The organism is Aliivibrio fischeri ATCC 7744 = JCM 18803 = DSM 507 (genome assembly GCF_023983475.1).
GTDB classification, from domain to species: Bacteria; Pseudomonadota; Gammaproteobacteria; order Enterobacterales; family Vibrionaceae; genus Aliivibrio; species Aliivibrio fischeri.
On sequence record NZ_CP092712.1, the window covers coordinates 2066411 to 2088089 of the forward strand.

Here is a 21679-nt window from a genome sequence, read left to right on the forward strand (position 1 = left end):
TTATTAGCGTTACTACTCATATTGCATTGCGCATGCCAATTTTTATCTCATTGTTTTATAATAACTTTAATATTAAACAGTAAATATAAATGTCATAATGACAGCCATTTACTTATGTTAAAATGACACTATAATTGTCAAATTAACACTGTTTATATCTACGAGGTTTCAATGAAAAATATTAAAGATGAATGGGTTCAAATTGCATTGGATCTCACCTCTGGATTATCAAGCAAAGATCGTTTTGAACGTTTATTATCAACGATCAGACATGCCTTAAAATGCGATGCTTCCGCTCTTCTATTATTTAAAAATCAATATTTTTCTCCTCTTGCTACCAACGGCTTAGACAGTGATGTCATTGGTCGTCGTTTTTCTATTTCTCAACATCCTCGTTTAGAGGCAATTGCTCGAGCTGGAGACATTGTTCGATTTCCTTCAGATAGTGATTTACCTGATCCTTATGATGGTTTGATTGCTAACGAAGAGCGTCAGTTGCAGGTCCATTCATGTATTGGATTACCTCTACTGGTTAATGAGCGATTAATTGGAGCGGTCACAATAGATGCATTTGACCCTACTCAATTTGATACATTCACAAACAAAGAGTTAAGAATAATCAGTGCATTAGCAGCAACTAGCTTGCATACCGCTTTATTGATGGAAAGATTAGAAAATCAATCGGGAGAAAACTCAAATAACTCATCATTTGAGGGATCATCTGATAATCATGTTGAAATGATTGGTGAATCCCTTGCAATGCAAGAGTTGCAAGCCAACATTAACGCCGTTGCTAATACAGAATTATCCGTATTAATTACGGGCGAAACAGGTGTAGGTAAAGAACTAGTTGCAAGTGCTTTACATCAAAGATCAGCACGCTCTCAACAAAACTTAGTGTATTTAAACTGCGCGGCATTACCTGAATCCGTTGCAGAAAGTGAACTATTTGGGCACGTTAAAGGCGCTTTTACTGGGGCGATCAGTAACAGAAAAGGAAAATTTGAATCGGCTGATAATGGTACGCTATTTCTGGATGAGATAGGCGAGTTATCATTGGCTCTGCAAGCTAAATTACTGCGTGTTTTACAATATGGTGATATTCAACGTATTGGTGATGACAACCATATTAAAGTAAATACACGAATTATCGCTGCTACCAACAAAACACTGAGTGATGAGGTAAAAAATGGTGATTTTCGTGCTGACTTATATCATCGATTAAGTGTCTTCCCTATTTTTGTTCCACCGCTTAGAGACAGAGGTAATGACGTCACTTTACTCGTTGGTTACTTTGCTGAAAAAAGTCGTATTAAATTAGGGGCGACGAGTATACGAATCACACCAGAAGCCATCACTTTACTTAATGAATATTCATGGCCTGGGAACATTCGAGAATTAGAGCATGTAATAAGCCGAGCTGCCGTTTTATCAAGAGCTCAAAATGACGATTCTGATTTAGTATTATCTCCTACACATTTCTTAATAAAAAAAGAAAACCATGCAGAAAAAAGCATAACGAATCAGATTGTTACATCACATTCAAAAAACACAAAAGATTTACGCTCTGCCACGGATGAATTTCAAGCTAATTTAATTAAAAAAACATATCAAGAACAGCAACAAAATTGGGCTGCAACAGCCAGAGCATTGCAACTTGATACAGGAAATTTACATCGTTTAGCAAAACGGTTAAATCTAAAAGACTGAAAGCCATAAAATCACATATTTTTACCGATATAATTATGTGATTTTGCTCTCGGATCTGTCCCATGCATATTCTTTCTGTTAGAATCTGCCTCAAGTTTTATTAGTGGTGTTAAAGAATGTCAGACAACAGCCAAAAGAAAGTCATCGTCGGTATGTCCGGTGGTGTGGATTCTTCAGTATCAGCCTACCTACTTCAGCAACAAGGATACCAAGTTGAAGGTCTTTTCATGAAAAACTGGGAAGAAGATGACAACGAGGAATATTGTACTGCAGCCGAAGATTTAGCAGATGCGCAAGCGGTGTGTGACAAATTAGGTATTCACCTTCACACCATTAACTTTGCTGCTGAATATTGGGATAACGTATTTGAATATTTCCTAGAGGAATACAAAGCGGGTCGTACACCAAACCCAGATATCTTATGTAATAAAGAAATTAAATTTAAAGCCTTCTTAGAATTTGCTGATGAAGTGCTTGATGCTGATTTTATTGCTATGGGTCACTACGTTCGTCGTACCTTCCCAACAGCTGAAGAAATCGCTAATGGTATTAAACCACAGATGTTACGTGGTTTGGACTCAAATAAAGATCAAAGCTACTTCCTATACACATTAAGCTCAGAGCAAGTTGCTCGTAGTTTATTCCCTGTAGGTGAACTTGAGAAACCAGAAGTACGCCGCATTGCCGAAGAGCAAGATTTGATCACAGCGAAGAAAAAAGATTCAACAGGTATCTGCTTTATCGGTGAGCGTAAATTCACTGAATTCTTAGGCAAATACTTACCAGCACAACCAGGTAATATCGAAACACCTGAAGGTAAAGTGATTGGTCAACACCAAGGTTTGATGTATCACACTTTAGGTCAACGTAAAGGTCTACACATTGGCGGCACCAAAGGCGGTGGCGGTAATGAAGATCCATGGTTCGTTGGTGAAAAAGATCTAAAACGAAACGTATTAATTGCAGTTCAAGGCAAAGATCACCCATTATTGAAATCTCAAGGTCTATTGGCTTCTCAACTTCATTGGGTTGATCGCACACCGATTAAAGCACCATTGAGCTGTACGGTTAAAACACGTTACCGTCAAACTGATATCCCTTGTACTATCATCCCAGTTGATGATGAAAACATTAAAGTGATTTTTGACGAGCCGCAAATTGCAGTGACTCCGGGTCAATCTGCAGTATTCTACTTAGACGAAGTATGTCTAGGTGGCGGTATTATCGAAGAGCGTATTTAAGGAGTTAACGCGTGGCAAACACTTTATTTGACAGAACCATTGCATTTGCTGGCATTTGCCAAGCTGCAAGCTTAGTTCAAAAAATGGCAAAAGATGGTCACTGTGATCAAGAGGCGTTTGACACAGCTATTCAATCAATTCTAGAAACCAACCCAAGTAATACGGTTGCTGTTTATGGAAAAGAATCAAATTTACGAATTGGCTTAGAGTGCTTAGTTCGCGATTTTGATAATACGCCTTCAGGTAGTGAATTAACTCGTTACCTTATTAGCCTTATGGCTCTAGAGCGCAAGCTAGCAGGTCATCGTGATGGCATGAGTAAATTAGGTGAGCGTATCGGTACTATCGAACGCCAGCTTGAGCACTTTGACATTCACGATGAACAAATGCTGAGTAATATTGCGAGCATTTACTTGGATGTGATCAGCCCAATGGGTCCACGAATTCAAGTAACAGGTACTCCATCAGTTCTTCAACAACCGATGACTCAGCATAAGGTACGAGCTCTATTGTTATCAGGTATTCGCTCAGCCGTGCTGTGGCGTCAAGTGGGAGGCAAACGCCGTCACTTGATCTTTGGCCGAAAGAAAATGGTTGAGCAAGCAAAAATTATTCTCGCTCGAATTTAAAAAATTAAAGCCTACTTGATTTCAGGTAGGCTTTTTCCTTTAACATTTATACATATCTAGGAGATTCACATGGAATTGTCAGCATTAACTGCTGTTTCACCTGTAGATGGTCGCTACGGAAGTAAAACAATTTCTCTACGCAGCATCTTTAGTGAGTATGGCTTACTAAAGTACCGTACTGTTGTTGAAGTTCGTTGGCTTCAAAAACTAGCTGCTACGCAAACGATTGCGGAAGTAGCTGCATTAAGCGCAGAAGCGAATCAATTCTTAGATAACATCGCAGCAAACTTCAATGAAGAAGATGCAATGCGTATCAAAGAAATTGAACGCACTACAAACCATGACGTTAAAGCAGTTGAATACTTTCTAAAAGAGAAAGTAGCTGAAGTTCCAGAGCTTCACGCTATTAATGAATTCATTCACTTTGCATGTACTTCAGAAGATATCAACAACACGTCTCACGCTCTAATGCTTAAAGAAGCTCGTGATACAGTAATTCTTCCAGAAATTCGTAACGTTATTGATGCGATTAAAGCATTAGCAAACGAATACCGTGACATTCCACTTCTGTCTCGTACACACGGTCAACCAGCTTCTCCATCGACTATGGGTAAAGAAATGGCTAACGTGGCGTACCGTATGGAACGTCAATACAAGCAAATCGAAAACGTTGAAATCCTAGCAAAAATCAATGGTGCTGTTGGTAACTATAACGCTCACCTTTCTGCTTACCCGGATGTTGATTGGCACAAATTCAGCGAAGAGTTCATCACAGAGTCTCTAGGTGTAACTTGGAACCCATACACAACTCAAATCGAACCTCACGATTACATCGCTGAGCTATTTGATGCGATTGCTCGTTTCAATACTATCCTTCTTGATTTTGACCGTGACGTATGGGGCTACATTGCTCTTGGCCACTTCAAACAAAAAACGATTGCTGGTGAAATCGGTTCTTCAACAATGCCGCACAAAGTTAACCCAATCGATTTTGAAAACTCAGAAGGTAACCTAGGTCTTGCTAATGCTATCTTTAGCCACCTAGCACAAAAACTGCCTGTATCTCGCTGGCAGCGTGACCTAACTGACTCAACGGTTCTTCGTAACCTAGGTGTTGGTTGTGGCTACGCTATCATTGCATACACATCAACTCTAAAAGGCATTAGCAAATTAGAAGTTAACCGTGCTGCACTTGAAGCTGAGCTAGATAAAAACTGGGAAGTTCTTGCTGAACCTGTACAAACAGTAATGCGTCGTTACGGCATCGAAAAGCCATACGAAAAACTAAAAGAACTGACTCGTGGTAAGCGTGTAGATGGCGAAGGCATGCGTGCATTCATCGACGGTTTAGAAATCCCTGCAGATGAGAAAGCTCGTCTAAAAGAGATGACTCCAGCTAACTACATCGGTCAAGCTATTGAACTGACAGACAAGCTGTAATCTTTATCAATTCAAGTAGTTTACTTACTTGAATTGATCATAAAGACTAACAAGCAATAAAAAGCCCTGCGATACTCTTTATACAGAGACCATCACAGGGCTTAAATTTATACACTTATATTTCTACATTACACACTCTTGCATCTCTTTTACGCTTTCTACGCCTTTTTCAATCAAGCTTTGTGCATCTTCATTTGTGATTTTAGACATTACCTTATTTAGCAGTTTCTCTGCATTTGATTCAGATGAAGCCTCAACCAAACAACTATATGCATTGGCAATGTGCTCTTGTATCTCAGTTAACGCCTTTGGATTGGTATAATCTGCATTTAATGCTTCATTAATTGATTCAGCAAACTCAGATGCAGAACCAACAGCGCCATCAAATTGCTCTAAATTCAGGTCTTTAAAATCCATACTTTCTAATTTTGATTGCATGCTATCCACGGCTTGGTTAGCTGCATTTTGTGCCTTATCAATGGTTTCACTTGCATCATCACAACCCATCAAAGCAATCGAGCACAACAAAGGTAATAGTATTTTTTTATTCATTTTCTTTCACCATTAAAAGTAATATAGATTTAACTAACATTCTAAGAATAACAGAAAAGCAATAAATAGAGAGAGTTAGCATGTGTCTAAATATGAATTATCAGTATAAACCAGCAATTGTGAACTTAACGTGAATAGCAATAAGTACAAAACTTATAAAACATCCTTTCTTTTATTAAGGATTATTTATTTTCCGCCGATAAGTAAATCTATAAATAATTATTTGAAATGGATTAATTATGTTCAAATCAATAAAAACACGTATTGCAGTTAGCGCAGGTCTTGCAATATTCATAACTCTAAGTACAGCAATGTTTTTTACAACAGTGTCATATAACGGGGTAAATAAAGAGATCACTCAGCAAGTTTCAAATCAACTTGCTGCAAATATTGACTATAAATTGTTGTCTATCGCAGACCAACAACGTGCCGAGTTAAACGGTCAATTTGCACCCGTAATCAGTAACCTAAAACAGTTACAGTCACTGTTAGAACTTTCAAACCAACATCAAGCAAATGCAAGTCTTTTGGTTGAGCAATTCACGTCTTCTCTAAAAATTCAAAATGAAAGTGTATTTGCTGGGTATATGGTATGGGAAGAAACTAATTTCATTAAAGATGACTCCGTACTCACACAAAAAGCGCTAAACAAGCAAGGCGTATTATCCCCATTTTTCTCTCCTACAGGTTCAAGCTTTGAAGCTTTAGGTATGGATAGCTTTAACAATACGTCTTTAAATAATAATGGTGAACGTATTGATGAATGGCATCTAGCTCCTTTTGAATCAGGAAAAAGTTTTGTTATGGAACCTTATTACTACAATGTAAGAGGTAACCAAGAACTTATTACGACCATCAGCTTACCATTACTTTACAACAATAAAATTGTAGGTTCATTAGGATACGATTGGTCTATCAAAAGCTTCCAAGAAATCAGTAAAAAAGCAGCTCAATCTATTGGTATTCCAGAGGCCGCTGTTTCTATTGCATCATGGAACGGTACACTACTTTCGTTCAGCCAAAATGAAGAATTAGTCGGTAAAAAAGTAAAGGATGATTTCGCCAAAAACTGGGGACAAATCCAACAAGAAGCTCAAAATAAAACAGTTTTCTTAAAAGACATTGGACAATTTAAAACGGCGATTGCAACCATTGAAACAGGGTCTAAACCTTGGATCGTTATGGTTTCTATACCATCAAATGTATTACAAAAAGAGATCACTGATTTTAATTCATTAAGTCATGAATTAAGCAATGATGCCCTTTCAAACGGCCTTCTAAGCGGTTTAATTTCATCGATTATCGGTATTGCTATTATCTTTATTTTAGCAAGACAAATAGGTAATTCACTTATGAACTTAACCTCTCGTTTTGAAAATATTGCTCAAGGTGATGGTGACTTAACTCAACGAATTAATATTGATTCAAAAGATGAAATTGGTCAGTTAGCCTTCTGGTTTAACTCTTTTATTGAAAAAGTTCAGAACACATTACATAACGCAAAAGACACTGCTGAGTTAGTATCTCAATCTTCTATGAACACCATGGCAGAAACAGAGAAATCACAAGTTAAACTGCAAAACCAAGTGAATGAAGTAACTCAGTTGGCAACAGCAATTAATGAAATGAGTGCAACGGCAATGGAAGTGGCTTCATCTGCACTACAAGCAGCGACAGCAGCAAGCCAAATTCAAACAAGCAGCGAAGATGGTCAAAAGATCATGGATAGAGCTGCAGCTTCTGTTGAAGAACTAGCACAATTTATTAATGAAGCTCAAGAACAAGTGGTTAACCTATCAGCATCAAGCAATGATATTCAAAATATCTTGGCGGAAATTGGAGGTATTGCAGAGCAAACCAACCTACTTGCACTAAATGCTGCAATTGAAGCCGCTCGTGCAGGTGAATACGGTCGTGGTTTTGCGGTGGTTGCAGATGAAGTAAGAAATCTAGCGAGTCGTACGCAAACTTCTACTCAAGAGATCAATAACATGCTTGGTGTCCTACAACAAAATACTCAAAGTATTGTTACTGTAATGGATAACAGCCAAAAACAAGCATTATCAACAAAAGAAGAAACGTTAATTGCACAAGAAAATCTCAAAGAGATCAGCAGTGCAATTCTGGTTGCTAATGACATGAATAATCAAATAGCTTCGGCAGCTGAAGAGCAAAGCTCAGTATCAGAAGAAATTAATCGTAATGTTACAAGCATTAATGAAGCAGCCAACGAAGTATTGTGTGATATGCAAACGTCACTAAAAGATACGGAAGAGCTAACCAAAGAAAGTCATTCATTAACTGAAAAATTAAATGAGTTCAAAACTCAATAAAATTTAAGTAACATCAGTAGTAATAAAAAAGCCATGCAATCCATTGAATTGCGTGGCTTTTTTCGTTCCTAAAATCTGCATGAACTTTATGAACTAAATTCCCTTTATGTTCTAAATATCCTTTATTTTCCCTATATAGAAAAAAAAGACTCAACCAAATAACATTTTCGCAACAACTAAGAAAAAGCAGTAAATAAGGTGAACATAAACAGCCCAAAGAGGTTGGTATCCCTACTATACATAAGGAAATGCTATTCATGCTTACTTCATTTAAAAAACAGATCACCGCTTCAATGATTGCAGCCACAGTTGCATTTTCAAGCTCAGCGATTGCTGCTGATATTGAAAAAATCCACTTTATTATCCCTGGAGGTGCCGGTGGTGGTTGGGATATGACCGCTCGTGGGACGGGTGATGTCTTATTAAAATCTGACATTATTGAACAAGCTTCCTACCAAAACCTCTCTGGTGGCGGTGGCGGTAAAGCAATTGCACATTTGATTGAAACCGCTGAACGCCAACCCGACACATTAATGGTGAACTCAACACCTATTGTGATCCGTTCTCTAAGCGGTATCTTCCCACAATCATTTAGAGACTTGACACCAATTGCAGCAACCATTGCTGATTATGGAGCCATCGTCGTCAATAAAGACTCTAAGTATACGAGTTGGGAACAAGTCGTTGCTGATTTTGAAAAGAACCCTCGCTCAGTAAAAATCGCTGGAGGTTCAGCTCGTGGCAGTATGGATCATCTCGTAATTGCAGCCGCCTTTAAAGGTGAAGGATTTGATGCTCGAAAAGTTCGTTATATCGCTTATGACGCAGGTGGAAAAGCAATGGCAGCTTTATTGTCAGGTGAAACACCATTACTTTCAACAGGACTTGGAGAAGTTCTTGAGATGTCGAAAAGTGGTCAAGTTCGCATCCTTGCGATTACAGCGCCAAAACGTTTAGATAGCGCTCCAGATATTCCAACGCTTACTGAATATGGCAACGAAACTGTGTTTGCTAACTGGCGAGGTTTCTTTGCGGCACCTGGAACACCACAAGCAAAAATCGATGAGTATACTCAGGCATTTGAAAAAATGTACGAAACAGAGCAATGGACTGTGGTTCGTGACCGTAATGGTTGGATTGATAACTACAAGGGCGATAAAGATTTTTACGCTTTCCTTGAAGACCAAGAAAAACTCATGGGCGATTTAATGCGTGAACTTGGCTTTCTAAAATAACCTTTCAAGCTACCTTGGATCGGTTAATGACTCCTCCGGATATGGTTCATTAATCCTCCTTGCTTTAGATGTGACTTGCTCTATTCCAAGGTAGCTTTTCTTTTTTCATTGATTTAACCACCTCATGGAGAGAACTTATGTCGTATTCTGGCTCTTCTCTATTATGTCGTGACCGTGTTGGCGCAGTTATATTTTTAATTGTCTGTCTCTGTTATGGCTACCAAACCAGTTTAATCCCTTTATTTCCTGGCGATGAATATGAGCCCTTCACCGCTCGTACGCTCCCTTATCTATTAACATTTGCAGGAATATTCCTTTCATTACTTCTTATCGTTACAGCTCAACCCGATGAAAAAAGTGGCGCTGTTCTAGGTTTTAATTGGAAGCTATTGTTTGGTTTTATTAGTTTAATGGTTCTGTATGGCATCGGATTAACTTGGTTAGGTTTTGTTTTAGCGACCAGTTTCTTCTTACTTGCAGGATTTTATTTATTGGGTGAGAGACGAAAATCTATATTATTTGGAGCATCCTTCCCATTTGTTACTGGATTTTGGTTGCTGCTGACTAAAGGCTTAGATATTTATCTAGAACCCGGCTATCTATTTATTGGTTAGTAATTAAAGGAATTAGTTATGTTAGATGGAATTTTATCAGGTTTATCTACTGCGATTATGCCGACCAATTTAATGATGGTAATGCTCGGTTGTTTTGTCGGAACTTTTATTGGAATGCTGCCTGGGTTGGGACCAATTTCCGCCATTGCGTTAATGATCCCAATTAGCTATGGGTTAGATCCTGCGTCAGGCATGATCTTAATGGCAGGCGTTTATTATGGTGCTGTTTTCGGTGGCTCTACCTCATCTATCCTAATCAATGCTCCGGGGTGCTCTTCAACGGTTGTCACTGCCTTCGATGGCTACCCTATGGCACAAAAGGGGCAAGCAGGTAAAGCACTCGCGCTCGCGGCTTATTCTTCTTTTACCGGCGGTACACTATCGGCAATCATGCTATTAGTTGCGGCTCCTGCCTTAGCGAAAGTTTCCTTAAGTTTCCAATCTTCTGATTATTTTGCCTTAATGCTTGTTGGACTTTCCGCGGTTGCTGCATTTGCAGGTAAAGGTCAAGTCATTAAGGCGTGGATGATGACAGTTCTCGGCTTAATGCTTTCAACCGTAGGAATCGATAAAGGTGTTGGTGTTGAGCGCTTTACTTTTGGATTAACCGATTTAATGGATGGTTTTAGCTTCTTATTACTGGCTATGGCAACATTCGCGTTAGGGGAAACCTTAATGGGAATTTTAAAACCAGAACAAGACACGCGTGAAGATGAACAAAGAAAAATGTCTGATTTAGGTAGTATGAAAATCACCAAAGAAGAAGTGAAAGAAGTTGCGCCGGTTGCAGTTCGTTCATCCATTCTTGGTTTCTTTACTGGCGTACTACCCGGTGCCGGCGCTACCATTGCTGCATTTTTAAGCTATGGTATGGAGAGAAACCTTGCACCTAAAGAGAAAAAAGAAAAGTTTGGTAAAGGCAGCATTCGTGGTCTTGTCGCACCAGAATCAGCCAATAATGCTGCATCAAGTGGCTCTTTTGTTCCACTACTGACTTTAGGTATTCCGGGATCTGGTACCACCGCGATAATGCTTGGTGCGCTTATTGCCTATGGTATTCAGCCGGGCCCAAGATTGTTTGTAGATCACCCTGATATTTTTTGGTCTGTCATTATCTCAATGTATTTCGGTAATATTGTTTTAGTCATCCTTAACTTGCCATTGATCCCTTACATTTCAAAATTATTAGCAGTACCAAAAACCGTATTAATGCCGATGGTACTATTCTTCTCGATTACAGGAGTTTACTTAGTTTCCTTTAATACCGTTGATGTTTTTATCATGATATTAATTGCAATTGTGGCTATTGCATTAAGGCTAGCTAACTTCCCTCTCGCTCCACTACTACTCGGGTTTATTTTAGGGGGAATGATGGAAGAAAATTTGCGTCGAGCGTTAATGATCAGTGATGGTGAATTAAGTTTCTTATGGGAGCGTCCTATCACCCTGACTTTTACCGCTATCGCTGCGATAGTACTAATATTACCAATGGTTCTCTCTATAATAAATAAAGTAATCCGCCCTAAGATGGCATTAAAGTCATAACCTACTCAAATCCCGAATTGAAGTAAACTAAGCACCAATACTAAGAAAAGTATTGGTGTTTATTCCTCTGCTGTCATTTCTTTTTTTCATGCTACAATCCCCTTCTATTCATATATCTGAGATTTCACATGCCATTTTCTAAACTTGGGTTAAGTGACCCAATTTTAAAAGCTATCGACGAGTTGGGTTATAAAGCACCAACACCAATCCAACAAAAAGCGATCCCTGTTGCGCTTACTGGTAAAAACCTAATTGCAGCAGCACAAACTGGTACAGGTAAAACAGCCAGCTTTGTATTACCTATTTTAGAAATTCTCAGTGAAGACTCAACAAAGGTTCGAGCAAAACGTATTCGTGCCTTGATCTTAACGCCAACTCGCGAACTCGCGATTCAAGTTGAAGAAAACATCCAACAATACAGCAAACATATCGATATCACCTCTCTTGCTATGTATGGTGGCGTTGACTACAAAGATCAAAAACAACGCTTAATTGAAGGTGTTGACGTATTAGTTGCAACGCCGGGTCGTTTGCTTGATATGTACACTCAACGTGCGATTCATTTTGATGAATTAGATATTCTGGTTCTTGATGAAGCTGACCGCATGTTAGATATGGGCTTTATCGAAGACATTAATAAAATTATCGAACGTTTACCGTTGGATCGTCAAAACATGCTGTTTTCAGCAACGTTATCAGATCAAGTTCGTTATTTAGCAAAAACAGCCATCAATAACCCAATTGAGATTTCAATTTCTCCAAAAACGACATCTTCACCACAAATTGATCAGTGGTTAACGACAGTTGATAAAGATAAGAAATCAGCACTGCTTAGTCATTTAATAAAAGAAAACAATTGGGATCAAGCACTGATCTTTATTGAAACCAAGCACGGTGCCGCAAAACTAGTTAGCCAATTAGAAAAACGTGATATCAGAGCTGAAGCGTTCCATAGTGGACGTAGCCAAGAAGCACGAGCAAAAGTATTAAACGACTTTAAAGAAGGCAAACTGCAATATTTAGTTGCAACTGGCATTGCTGCTCGTGGTATTGATATTGATGAATTAACACGTGTAGTTAACTATGATTTACCTTTCCCAGCTGACGATTATGTTCACCGTATTGGTCGTACTGGTCGTGCGGGAGCAAAAGGTGAGGCAATTTCATTTGTTTCTAAAGACGATTTTAAAAACTTATGTATGATTGAAAGCCGTTTAGGTCATTTAATTGTGCGTAAAGAAATTGAAGGCTTCGCACCTCGTAAAGAAGTACCAATTTCAATTCTAAACTATAAACCAAAAAGAAAACCGGCACCAAAAAACTGAGTTATTTAACCAGTAATCATAACCGGATTATTATTGGTATTGATGGTGTTACATCCAACTAAAATACGAAAAAGCTCATACAAATAGTATGAGCTTTTTTATTGGATTTTCGCCAATTACAACAGATGCTTTAGAGCATATTCAGCTCTCTCATAACCTAAATCGATCATTTCTGCAGTACGTTCAAATTCAAATGTACCACACGCATCTCGTGCAATTTCAACCGTAATATCTGGCGGATATGATGCTAGCTTTTGTCTCGCAATGGTACTTTGCATCGCATCAAAGGCTTGGTTAGCAATATCATACATCCCTAAATCAATTCTTGATGTTTTTGCTGTTAAAGAACCAAAGTAGTCACTGACTTTTCTATGGAACGGTGTGTCTTCTTCTTTTGAATCTTCAGCTGAAATATTTACTTGGTTAACTTCAAAGTCATCAATACTATGACTGATTTCTCCTGCTAAATTAACCGCTAACGTTATATCTGAATGGTCACCGAACGTTGGAGCGATCGGCACCGGGTTTAGCACCCCACCATCAATTAACGTCTTACCATTAAATTCAATTGGCATTAAATACAAAGGCAATGAAATAGACGCTCTAATAGCTTGCAGCAAAGAGCCTTTTTGTAACCACACTTCTTTTTCATTACTGATATCAGCGGCAACCGCAGTATAAGGGATTGAAAGGTCTTCAATACGAAGGTCTCCTAAAATATCCCCAAGGCGATTCATCACTTTTTCACCTTTAATTAAACCACCTTTGCCCCAGTTAAAATCCATTAAAGAGACAATATCTAATTTAGTTATTGTGCGCATCCACGCTTCAAACTCATCAAGCTTACCTGCAGCATAAACGCCTCCAACCACAGTACCAATTGAGCAGCCTGAAACCGATACAATCTCAAAATTATGTTCTTCTAACCAGCGAATCACACCAATATGAGCAAGCCCTCTCGCCCCTCCGCTACCAAGAACAAGCGATACTGTTTTTTTTCTCATGGTTTTCTCCCTTCCATGATGTGAATTACTCAGCTTTAATATCCAAAAACTGCGCATTTAACACTTGTTGTAAATCTTTTGGAGCAAGACCAATATCTAGCCCCCTTTTACCACCACTAACATAAATGGTTTCCAGATATTCAGCGGTAATATCAATAACTGTTTTTAAACGCTTCTTTTGGCCAAGAGGACTGACACCACCAAGTACATAACCGGTTGTCTTTTGAACTACGGCAGGATCAGCCATTTTTGCTTTTTTACCTTTAACCGCTTTTGCAATTAACTTCATACTAAGTTGCTCTGCAACAGGAATAATACCTACAACGAGCTCTTTTTCATCCACTTGTACAACTAATGTTTTAAATACTTCTTTTTGATCTAACCCCAACTTTTCGGCGGCCTCAAGACCATATGCTTGAGCTTTAGGATCATGATGATACTCAAGCACCTGATGTTCAATTTTTGCTTTTTTTAATAATTTTGTTGCCGGTGTCATGGTGTTACGCCTTAAAAATAATTCTATGCTTTGAAATAGGTTCGTTCAGGTCGCCCAACGCTGCCATAAGACAGATCAGCACTCAATTCTCCTGAACTAATTAAATACTCTAAATAGCGACGAGCTGTGGTTCGACTTGCACCGATTAATTCCCCTGCTTGATCCGCCGTTAATTGCTTTTCAATATGAAATAGCTGACGCACCTTATCGAGTGTTACGCCATCAATACCTTTGGGTAATCTTATTGTTTGAGTACTGGTATTAGAATGCAACATGGCGTCAACCATGGATTGATCAATATCAACTCGCTCTGTAAATTGTTTCTTTTGCTGTAAATATTTATTAATTGACTCTTCTAAACGACTAAAAATAACCGGTTTAAGAAGATAATCAATCACACCACCACGCATTGCTTCTTGTAAGGTATTCATATCTCTATCTGCGGTAATTAGTATTACGTCAGGAGACGATTCTTTTTGACGCAATTCTCTTAAAATTTCGAGTCCATTGCCATCAGGAAGGTAAATATCCAATAACACTAAATCAGGCGTTAGCACATCAAGTAACGTCATTGCCTCATCTTTACTTGCCGCAATACCTATAACTTCTAGTGACTCTATTTTTTCTAAATTACGTCGATGAATTTCGGCAATGCCAATATCATCTTCGACAATAATAATCCGTATATTCTTATTCACACAATTTCCTTTTGCTTATATATCGGCAATTAAGACAACTTTTTGGGTAAATAAATCGTCATGACGGTGCCTGTTTCAATCTCACTACTTACAGTCAATTCACCTCGGTATTGCTCAACTAATTGATGAATCAAATGCAAACCAACACCACGCCCGTGCTCAGATTTCGTTGACACACCTTTTTGCGTCAGTTGCTCTAACGTCAGTGAATCAGGCAAACCGCAACCTTTATCTTCAACTTCAATAATGACTTCTTGGCCAATATCCGTAATGCTCACGATAACTGGAGAATATGGGAGTTCTTGTTTTGTTAATGTCGCATCAAAAGCGTTATCAATAAGATTACCAATGATCGTCACTATGTCTTCCGCACGAATATGCTCCGGTAACGTATCAAGCTGTGTTCCTTCTTCTATATCTAACGTAAGTCCTAATTCTCGCGCTCTTTCACTTTTTCCAAGGAGTACCCCTGCAATCATTGGCTCTGAAATACTTTCCCGTAAAAACTCAATTAATTTTTGATAGCGTAAACTTTCTTGTCCTATAATTTGCTGAACTTCTTCTATTTTCCCTAATTGGATTAACCCACTAATTGTATTCAATTTATTTCGGTGTTCATGAGTTTGAGAACGAAGCAAGTCTGCATATTGTTTTACTTGGGATAATTGACTCGTCAGTTCACTGATTTCATCTTTACGTCTAAAGCTAGATACCGCACCAATCACCTTACCATCCATTTGGATCAACTCTCGGTTAGCAATCACAGCCTGCCCATTCAAAAGTAGCTCAATATCATGTTCAGATTTATGTGTTACTAACAACTTAGTCAAATCACTGTCCGGTAATACCTGAACAAACGGTTTATTTATTGCGATGTTGGCGTCAATTCCCAATATCTCACAGGCACTGTTATTAATTGAACGTAATTTCCCGTCAGCATCAATACTTAATACGCCTTCTCTTAACGTCGATAATGTTACTTGTTGTTCTTTATATAGGCGACCGAACGCTTCAGGCTCAAATCCAAAAATTGATTGTTGAAAACGCCTAGTAATAAAGTTTGCGATAATGGCATTAGCAAAAATAACCAATACCGCCATGCCCAAGAAAAAACCAAGGAAATGAGACACTTTGGTATCAATACTCGTAAGCAAATACCCAACAGAAACGACCCCAATAATATTACCGTCTAAATCAAATATTGGCGTTTTTCCTCGAACAGACTTTCCCAGTGAACCTTTTGCGTATGACACATAAGATTGCCCAAATTGCAAAGCTTGCTGGTTATCACCTCCTTGCATTGGTTTGCCTATTCTCTCTTTTATAGGATGAGCAATCCGGATCCCATCAATGTTACCAACCACTATAAATGCAGCGCCAATTGATGATCGCAAACGTTCTATTTTATTTTCAATTAATCTCGGAGCATTTTGCTCAACAGCTTTAATAACTAATGGAGACTGAGAAATAAATCGAACAATACCAAGTGCTTTTTCACCACTGTCTTGTGATTCCCAATGCTTGATATATAAAAAAGCACAAAAAGATAAAATCAATAACTTCCCTATACCTGAAATCGTCATAACGGATAATAAACGACGCCGGAAACTTAAGTTACGCCAAGACATGAATCGCTATTCCTTGCTTATAAAACTGATAATAAATCGTATCACAAACCATTAACCTAATCTTAAAGCTTGCTCATACTCTTGATCACACCTTATAAATAATTCAGTCAATTCTGAGTTATTTTTATGGAATAGATTCTGTATCACCTCAATTATGTGGTATAAAAAGCACGCTTTCTTTTCTGATGTTTTAACTACTTCCTATAGGTTCCCGTTATTATGAAAAGCGATATTGAAATCTGCCAAACTGCGACACTTACACGAATGAAAACGATTGCGTCAAACTTAGGACTGCATGATGATGACATTACTCCGCAAGGTCCATTTAAGGCAAAAGTAAATATCGACGCCTTAAAACGATTGAAAACAGAACCAAATGGTAAGTTAATTTTAGTAAGTGCTATCACTCCGACACCACTTGGTGAAGGTAAGACAGTGACCACAATCGGACTTGCTCAAGGGCTGGCGAAATTAGGGGAATCTGTCAGTGCTTGTATTCGACAACCATCAATGGGACCTGTTTTTGGTGTGAAAGGAGGAGCTGCTGGTGGTGGTTACAGTCAAGTTGCTCCAATGGAAGAGTTAAACTTACATTTAACTGGTGACATTCATGCTATCACTGCTGCTCATAATCTAGCTTCTGCTGCCATTGATGCTCGTATCTATCATGAACAGCGTTTAGGTTATGACGTTTTCTCAGAAAAAAATGAGTTACCCGCTTTACGTATTGACCCTGAACGCGTGGTCTGGAAGCGTGTAATGGACCACAATGATCGTGCTCTTCGCATGGTAACCATTGGCAAAAATGAAGATGGCAAAACCATTAATGGCTATGAGCGTGAAGATGGATTTGATATTACTGCAGCTTCAGAATTAATGGCTATCTTAGCACTTGCAACCGATTTACAAGATTTACGCCAACGAATCGGCCGCATTGTCGTTGCTTATAATTTAGATGGTGAACCAGTAACAACTGAAGATTTACAAGTCGCTGGTGCAATGACGGTAACCATGAAGTTTGCAATTAATCCAACATTGATGCAGACATTGGAAGGTGTACCTACCTTTGTTCACTCTGGACCATTTGCAAATATTGCCCACGGTAACTCATCAATCATTGCTGATAACATCGCTTTAAAATTAACGGATTACACCGTTACCGAAGGTGGCTTTGGCTCAGATATGGGATTCGAAAAAGCCTGTAATATCAAAGCACCGTTATCAGAAAAATCACCAGATTGTGCGGTTTTAGTCGCAACATTACGTGGTATTAAAGCCAATTCCGGCCTATTCCCTCTATCACCAGGCCAATCGCTACCTAAAGAATTATTTGCTCCAAATAAAGAAGCATTAGATGCGGGTCTTGATAACTTATTATGGCACATCAATAACTGTGCTAAATACGGTTTGCCTGTCGTTGTCGCTATTAACCGATTCCCGGAAGACACTCAAGAAGAGCTAGATTCATTATTAAATTGGGTTTCTAATTTAGACATGAATGTCGATGTAGCAATTAGCGAAGCGTTTGTTAAAGGCGGTGACGGTACATTAGAGTTAGCTGAGAAAGTAATTAAAGCGTGTCAACAAGAGACACAATTTACTCCTTTATATACTTCTGAGATGAGCTTATTCGATAAACTTAATGCTGTGGCAATAAAAGGTTATGGTGCTGAACGAATCGAATTATCAGAAAAAGCCCAGCAACAATTAGCGGCATTTGAAAAATTAGGTTACCAATCATTATCTGTCTGTATGGCAAAAACGCCTGCATCTATTTCTACAGATGGGAACATTAAAGGTGCGCCAACAGATTTTGTGGTACCTATCAGAGAATTAAAACTTTGCGCAGGTGCTGGCTTTATCTACGCATTATGCGGAAATGTAATGACAATGCCAGGGTTACCAGAAAAGCCAGCATTCATGAATTTGGACATTGATGGCGATGGTAACATCGTTGGATTAAGCTAAGATCACATAACTTAATGTAGATCATGTTCTATGTGTTACATTTACTGTTAATCTAGCTTCAACTTTTTATACAATTTTAATTATAATTTTTGAGGTTATCCTAATGGATATGACAAATGCTCAACGCTTAATCCTTTCAAACCAGTACTACTTAATGTCTCAAATGGACCCTGCAAATGCAGAAAAGTACAAACGCCAACAACTGATTGTTGAACGTGGTTATGAATTACAAATTCGCGAACTTGATAAAGACTTTGGCTGCATTACAGAAACAGAATGTCGTGAAATTATCGACTTCATGGAGATGTACCATGCAATGCAAGAGTCTTACAATATGCTTTCTGAAGAATGCCAAGCAAAAGTAGATGCTCGCCGTCTTCAATTCTTAGGTTTTGATATCGCAACTGAAGCACAACAAGTAAACTATGTTCGTTTCTTAACAAGCTCAGAAGGTTTATACCCTCAGTTTGATAAAGCAGACCACCACTTTAATAGCCAAATGCCAATGCTTGATAAGTACCGTCGTATGCTAACAACATGGCGTAACTGTCCTCGCCAATATCACCTATGTTCAACGGAATTAGCGCAAATTTTTAACGCATAATTCAGCTAACATGAAACCAATTTGAATCCTCGCCTTTGCGGGGATTTTTTATACCCGCTATACACCCACAAAACTAATAAACAAAAAAATCCTCACTGACGGATCAGTGAGGATTTAGCTTCTAACCTGATTGATAGTTAACTAAAAATCCACCCTTATAGATTAACAGTTGTATCAATATTATCGGTCAGATTAGAATTCATAGCGAAGACCTAAGTGGTAGTAATCTTCTTCAGCATCGTTCCAACCAGACCAGATATTCGAGTTACCTGTTCCATTGTCACCATTACGCATTACGTAACTTGTGTAAATAGAAGAGCGAGCCGTTAAGTGATATTGAACCTCTAATGTTGTATCTTTGTATTCTGCTTCATCACCACCGGTATTCTCTAGTGCACGGTAACCAGCACGAGCTGTCCAATCATCATTAATGTTATATACCGCTGTTAATTCGTAGCTCTTATCTTTCGAAGTACCGGAAATACCTTGTCCTTCAATTTCATCTTGGTTATACATAGCACCAAGTGTTAATGCATTTAGTTTATATTGAAGACCTGCGCCCCAGAATGTGTAATCACGGTTTGCAGTCGCTGCATTATCTGGACCAGTTGCATCACCAGTACTGTTCGCTTGATATGCAACAACAGGTGCTAATGTACCTGCATTGCCTAAGTCAAATGTATAGCGACCAACTGCATTATAAGAACCATCTTGATTAGACTCAGAGTTACCTAAAATGTAAGCAACAGACATATCAAAAGCACCAAAGCTGTTTTGATATTGAAGAGTACCGTCTTGACGGAAGGTTTGAGCCGCTGAGTTATCAATAAGCTCCATTTGACGACCTAAAACAACATCTGATGCAGCAAATACATCACCAATATCTGAAAGCATGATGATACCTGAAGCCACACGACCAAATGTAACTTTACCAGCTTCAGATGCATCAATACCTGCCCATACATAACGAGGAGACCAATCACCATTACCACGAGCTTCAGCAGCGTTTACTTGGTATTCAGCCCAACCAATTACAGAAACTTTATCGTTAACTACTTGAGAACCACCTAAACCAATACGTGCATCAAAATTACCAACGGCATCATCTTCTTGACGGTCAGTAATATTGAAACCTAAACGGCTATATACATCGATTGTCGAACCATCTTCTGCTGTATATACAGTTGCAGCTGATGCTGAGCCAGCCATTAATAGTGCTGGTACCGCTAGTGCTAAAAGTGTCTTTTTCATGTTCTATACCCTATATATTTAAATTTTATATTGGTTTGATGGTTCTTTTAATGAACACCAAACTCAAGAATTCTTGCATTCCATACATGTTTTCTGAATCCGTTGACAACAATCATGCAATATTAATTCGCATCACAAAATTAATAGGGGGAATAGTTTGAAGGAGCTCAAAAACACAGCACATAAAAAAACAAAAAACATTTTAAAACATATAGATATAAAGAATTGATAAATTTAACTTTTAGGAAAATTTGCACTCAACTTGGTTCACATCACAAAATAACAGTTATAAAAGAAAGCTTATGGTGATCAAAATCACTCTATTTTTACAACAAAAAAGGTCTTATTAGCTTCTATTAGGAGGTGTATTTGAAGTGAATCACATTATTAATTTTGAGAGTAAAAATAAATAGACCAAAATTATTTTCACTGATAGTTCTTTTTATTCAATAAACGAACCAGTACACTGCTGCTTCTCTTTAATTCTAGGTATGGTTATGTCTTATCAATGTCCTTTGTGCCAGCATGAGTTGCACTTTTCTAACAATCAATATCGTTGTGAAAACAATCATCAATTTGATAACGCAAAAGAAGGTTATGTAAACCTAATGCCTGCTCATCACAAACGATCTAAAAATCCAGGCGATAATAAAGAGATGATGCAAGCAAGACGTGCATTTTTAGAAGCTGGGCATTACCAACCAATGCAACAGAAAGTGGCTGACTTATGCCAACACTATGTCACCAATGACTCAGCTTCTTTGCTTGATATTGGTTGTGGTGAAGGTTATTACACCTCAAAAATAGCAGAGCAACTAAGCGGTGAAAAGGCACAAGTATTTGGTTTAGATATTTCCAAAGTAGCTATTAAATATGCAGCTAAGCGATATTTAAACTGTAAATTTAGTGTGGCTTCAAGCCATCGTTTACCTTTCGCAGATCAAAGTTTAGATGGCGTTGTTCGCATTTATGCTCCTTGCAAGGGCGAAGAATTGCATCGTGCAATTAAAGATGGAGGCTACCTGTTTACAGTAACCCCTGCAGGCCATCATCTATATGAATTACGTGAAGGCGTTTATGGTGATGTTCGCTTACACGATGAAGAACCAGAAAATATCGATGGATTTGAACTTATTGAAGAGCAGAAATTAACTTACCATATGCTATTAAATGGTACAGAAGCATTACAGCTGCTTGATATGACGCCGTTCGCTTGGAAAGCGACTCCTGACTTTAAAGTGAACCTAAAATCGCTAGAAAACTTCAATTGTAAAGCCGATTTCATGATTCGAGTTTACAAAAAATAGCCTCATCTCAAAAATAAGACACTACATAATTCGATGATAAATAAGGAATTATGTGGTGTTTTTTATTTCCCCGTCAAAAAAGCCTCAAGCTTGTTCTCA

Annotated in this window: 18 protein-coding genes; 12 read left to right on the plus strand and 6 right to left on the minus strand. The window is 38.4% G+C overall.

Annotated elements, in window-relative coordinates; all coding sequences use genetic code 11:
• Positions 1-171: 171 nt before the first annotated feature.
• The 4 genes from norR to purB all read left to right on the plus strand — a co-directional run bounded on the left by norR (position 172) and on the right by purB (position 5020).
• Complete coding sequence (gene norR / locus AVFI_RS09500) at positions 172-1710, plus strand: nitric oxide reductase transcriptional regulator NorR (RefSeq protein WP_065640845.1); 1539 nt, start codon at positions 172-174, stop codon at positions 1708-1710.
• Positions 1711-1826: 116 nt separating this feature from the next.
• Positions 1827-2951: a tRNA 2-thiouridine(34) synthase MnmA gene (mnmA, locus tag AVFI_RS09505; protein WP_017020071.1), complete on the plus strand. Its 1125-nt coding sequence runs from the start codon at positions 1827-1829 to the stop codon at positions 2949-2951.
• An 11-nt stretch (positions 2952-2962) separates the two neighbouring features.
• The gene (gene hflD, locus AVFI_RS09510; RefSeq protein WP_005420216.1) at positions 2963-3580 is read left to right on the plus strand and encodes a high frequency lysogenization protein HflD; all 618 of its coding nucleotides are present in this window, start codon (positions 2963-2965) and stop codon (positions 3578-3580) included.
• Between the two features lie 69 nt (positions 3581-3649).
• Positions 3650-5020, plus strand: coding sequence for an adenylosuccinate lyase (gene purB / locus AVFI_RS09515; RefSeq protein WP_005420218.1), 1371 nt, complete (start codon positions 3650-3652; stop codon positions 5018-5020).
• Positions 5021-5143: 123 nt separating this feature from the next.
• Here purB and AVFI_RS09520 read toward each other — a convergent pair whose 3' ends face one another.
• Positions 5144-5572: a hypothetical protein gene (locus AVFI_RS09520; RefSeq protein ID WP_054775871.1), complete on the minus strand. Its 429-nt coding sequence runs from the start codon at positions 5570-5572 to the stop codon at positions 5144-5146.
• Between the two features lie 239 nt (positions 5573-5811).
• On the opposite strand from AVFI_RS09520, the gene AVFI_RS09525 reads away from it, so the two are divergent.
• From AVFI_RS09525 to AVFI_RS09545, 5 genes are all read left to right on the plus strand, one after another.
• Positions 5812-7905 (plus strand): methyl-accepting chemotaxis protein, encoded by a 2094-nt coding sequence (locus AVFI_RS09525; protein ID WP_012532980.1) that lies wholly within the window; start codon positions 5812-5814, stop codon positions 7903-7905.
• Between the two features lie 257 nt (positions 7906-8162).
• Positions 8163-9140 carry a tripartite tricarboxylate transporter substrate binding protein gene (locus tag AVFI_RS09530; protein WP_065640846.1) on the plus strand — a complete coding sequence of 326 codons (978 nt, stop codon included), beginning with the start codon at positions 8163-8165 and terminating at the stop codon, positions 9138-9140.
• A gap of 137 nt (positions 9141-9277) precedes the next feature.
• Complete coding sequence (locus AVFI_RS09535) at positions 9278-9754, plus strand: tripartite tricarboxylate transporter TctB family protein (RefSeq protein ID WP_054775869.1); 477 nt, start codon at positions 9278-9280, stop codon at positions 9752-9754.
• 18 nt (positions 9755-9772) lie between these two features.
• Positions 9773-11299, plus strand: a complete 1527-nt coding sequence (locus AVFI_RS09540; RefSeq protein ID WP_069593865.1) for a tripartite tricarboxylate transporter permease — start codon at positions 9773-9775, stop codon at positions 11297-11299.
• Between the two features lie 128 nt (positions 11300-11427).
• Positions 11428-12624, plus strand: coding sequence for a DEAD/DEAH box helicase (locus AVFI_RS09545; RefSeq protein ID WP_012533815.1), 1197 nt, complete (start codon positions 11428-11430; stop codon positions 12622-12624).
• A 116-nt stretch (positions 12625-12740) separates the two neighbouring features.
• On the opposite strand, the gene AVFI_RS09550 is transcribed toward AVFI_RS09545, so the two are convergent.
• From AVFI_RS09550 to AVFI_RS09565, 4 genes are read right to left on the minus strand one after another with little or no spacing between them, the layout of a single operon-like run.
• Positions 12741-13628: a patatin-like phospholipase family protein gene (locus AVFI_RS09550; RefSeq protein WP_054775868.1), complete on the minus strand. Its 888-nt coding sequence runs from the start codon at positions 13626-13628 to the stop codon at positions 12741-12743.
• Positions 13629-13653: 25 nt separating this feature from the next.
• On the minus strand, positions 13654-14124 hold the full coding sequence (ybaK, locus tag AVFI_RS09555; RefSeq protein WP_155662968.1) for a Cys-tRNA(Pro) deacylase: 471 nt from the start codon (positions 14122-14124) through the stop codon (positions 13654-13656).
• A 23-nt stretch (positions 14125-14147) separates the two neighbouring features.
• Positions 14148-14822, minus strand: a complete 675-nt coding sequence (locus tag AVFI_RS09560; protein WP_005420237.1) for a response regulator — start codon at positions 14820-14822, stop codon at positions 14148-14150.
• A 29-nt stretch (positions 14823-14851) separates the two neighbouring features.
• Positions 14852-16450, minus strand: a complete 1599-nt coding sequence (locus AVFI_RS09565) for an ATP-binding protein (protein WP_054775867.1) — start codon at positions 16448-16450, stop codon at positions 14852-14854.
• Positions 16451-16669: 219 nt separating this feature from the next.
• Between AVFI_RS09565 and AVFI_RS09570 the strand changes: the two genes are divergently transcribed.
• Together AVFI_RS09570 and AVFI_RS09575 are read left to right on the plus strand one after the other, a co-directional pair.
• Positions 16670-18418, plus strand: a complete 1749-nt coding sequence (locus tag AVFI_RS09570; RefSeq protein WP_054775866.1) for a formate--tetrahydrofolate ligase — start codon at positions 16670-16672, stop codon at positions 18416-18418.
• A gap of 103 nt (positions 18419-18521) precedes the next feature.
• Entirely contained in the window at positions 18522-19022 is a 501-nt protein-coding gene (locus AVFI_RS09575; protein WP_005420240.1) for a YfbU family protein, read from the plus strand.
• 192 nt (positions 19023-19214) lie between these two features.
• On the opposite strand, the gene AVFI_RS09580 is transcribed toward AVFI_RS09575, so the two are convergent.
• Positions 19215-20273: a porin gene (locus AVFI_RS09580; RefSeq protein ID WP_054775865.1), complete on the minus strand. Its 1059-nt coding sequence runs from the start codon at positions 20271-20273 to the stop codon at positions 19215-19217.
• A 497-nt stretch (positions 20274-20770) separates the two neighbouring features.
• Here AVFI_RS09580 and rlmA point away from each other — a divergent pair, with 497 nt between their 5' ends.
• Positions 20771-21580: a 23S rRNA (guanine(745)-N(1))-methyltransferase gene (gene rlmA, locus AVFI_RS09585; protein WP_155662969.1), complete on the plus strand. Its 810-nt coding sequence runs from the start codon at positions 20771-20773 to the stop codon at positions 21578-21580.
• Positions 21581-21679: the final 99 nt, after the last annotated feature.

Bases quoted from the DNA above. Each gene is read 5' to 3' on its own strand.
- AVFI_RS09570 (WP_054775866.1), top strand. From the start codon at position 16,670: ATGAAAAGCGATATTGAAATCTGCCAAACTGCGACACTTACACGAATG.
- AVFI_RS09535 (WP_054775869.1), top strand. From the start codon at position 9,278: ATGTCGTATTCTGGCTCTTCTCTATTATGTCGTGACCGTGTTGGCGCA.
- rlmA (WP_155662969.1), top strand. From the start codon at position 20,771: ATGTCTTATCAATGTCCTTTGTGCCAGCATGAGTTGCACTTTTCTAAC.
- mnmA (WP_017020071.1), top strand. From the start codon at position 1,827: ATGTCAGACAACAGCCAAAAGAAAGTCATCGTCGGTATGTCCGGTGGT.
- AVFI_RS09575 (WP_005420240.1), top strand. From the start codon at position 18,522: ATGGATATGACAAATGCTCAACGCTTAATCCTTTCAAACCAGTACTAC.
- AVFI_RS09545 (WP_012533815.1), top strand. From the start codon at position 11,428: ATGCCATTTTCTAAACTTGGGTTAAGTGACCCAATTTTAAAAGCTATC.
- AVFI_RS09565 (WP_054775867.1), bottom strand. From the start codon at position 16,450: ATGTCTTGGCGTAACTTAAGTTTCCGGCGTCGTTTATTATCCGTTATG.
- AVFI_RS09580 (WP_054775865.1), bottom strand. From the start codon at position 20,273: ATGAAAAAGACACTTTTAGCACTAGCGGTACCAGCACTATTAATGGCT.
- AVFI_RS09530 (WP_065640846.1), top strand. From the start codon at position 8,163: ATGCTTACTTCATTTAAAAAACAGATCACCGCTTCAATGATTGCAGCC.
- norR (WP_065640845.1), top strand. From the start codon at position 172: ATGAAAAATATTAAAGATGAATGGGTTCAAATTGCATTGGATCTCACC.
- purB (WP_005420218.1), top strand. From the start codon at position 3,650: ATGGAATTGTCAGCATTAACTGCTGTTTCACCTGTAGATGGTCGCTAC.
- AVFI_RS09550 (WP_054775868.1), bottom strand. From the start codon at position 13,628: ATGAGAAAAAAAACAGTATCGCTTGTTCTTGGTAGCGGAGGGGCGAGA.
- AVFI_RS09540 (WP_069593865.1), top strand. From the start codon at position 9,773: ATGTTAGATGGAATTTTATCAGGTTTATCTACTGCGATTATGCCGACC.
- ybaK (WP_155662968.1), bottom strand. From the start codon at position 14,124: ATGACACCGGCAACAAAATTATTAAAAAAAGCAAAAATTGAACATCAG.
- AVFI_RS09520 (WP_054775871.1), bottom strand. From the start codon at position 5,572: ATGAATAAAAAAATACTATTACCTTTGTTGTGCTCGATTGCTTTGATG.
- AVFI_RS09525 (WP_012532980.1), top strand. From the start codon at position 5,812: ATGTTCAAATCAATAAAAACACGTATTGCAGTTAGCGCAGGTCTTGCA.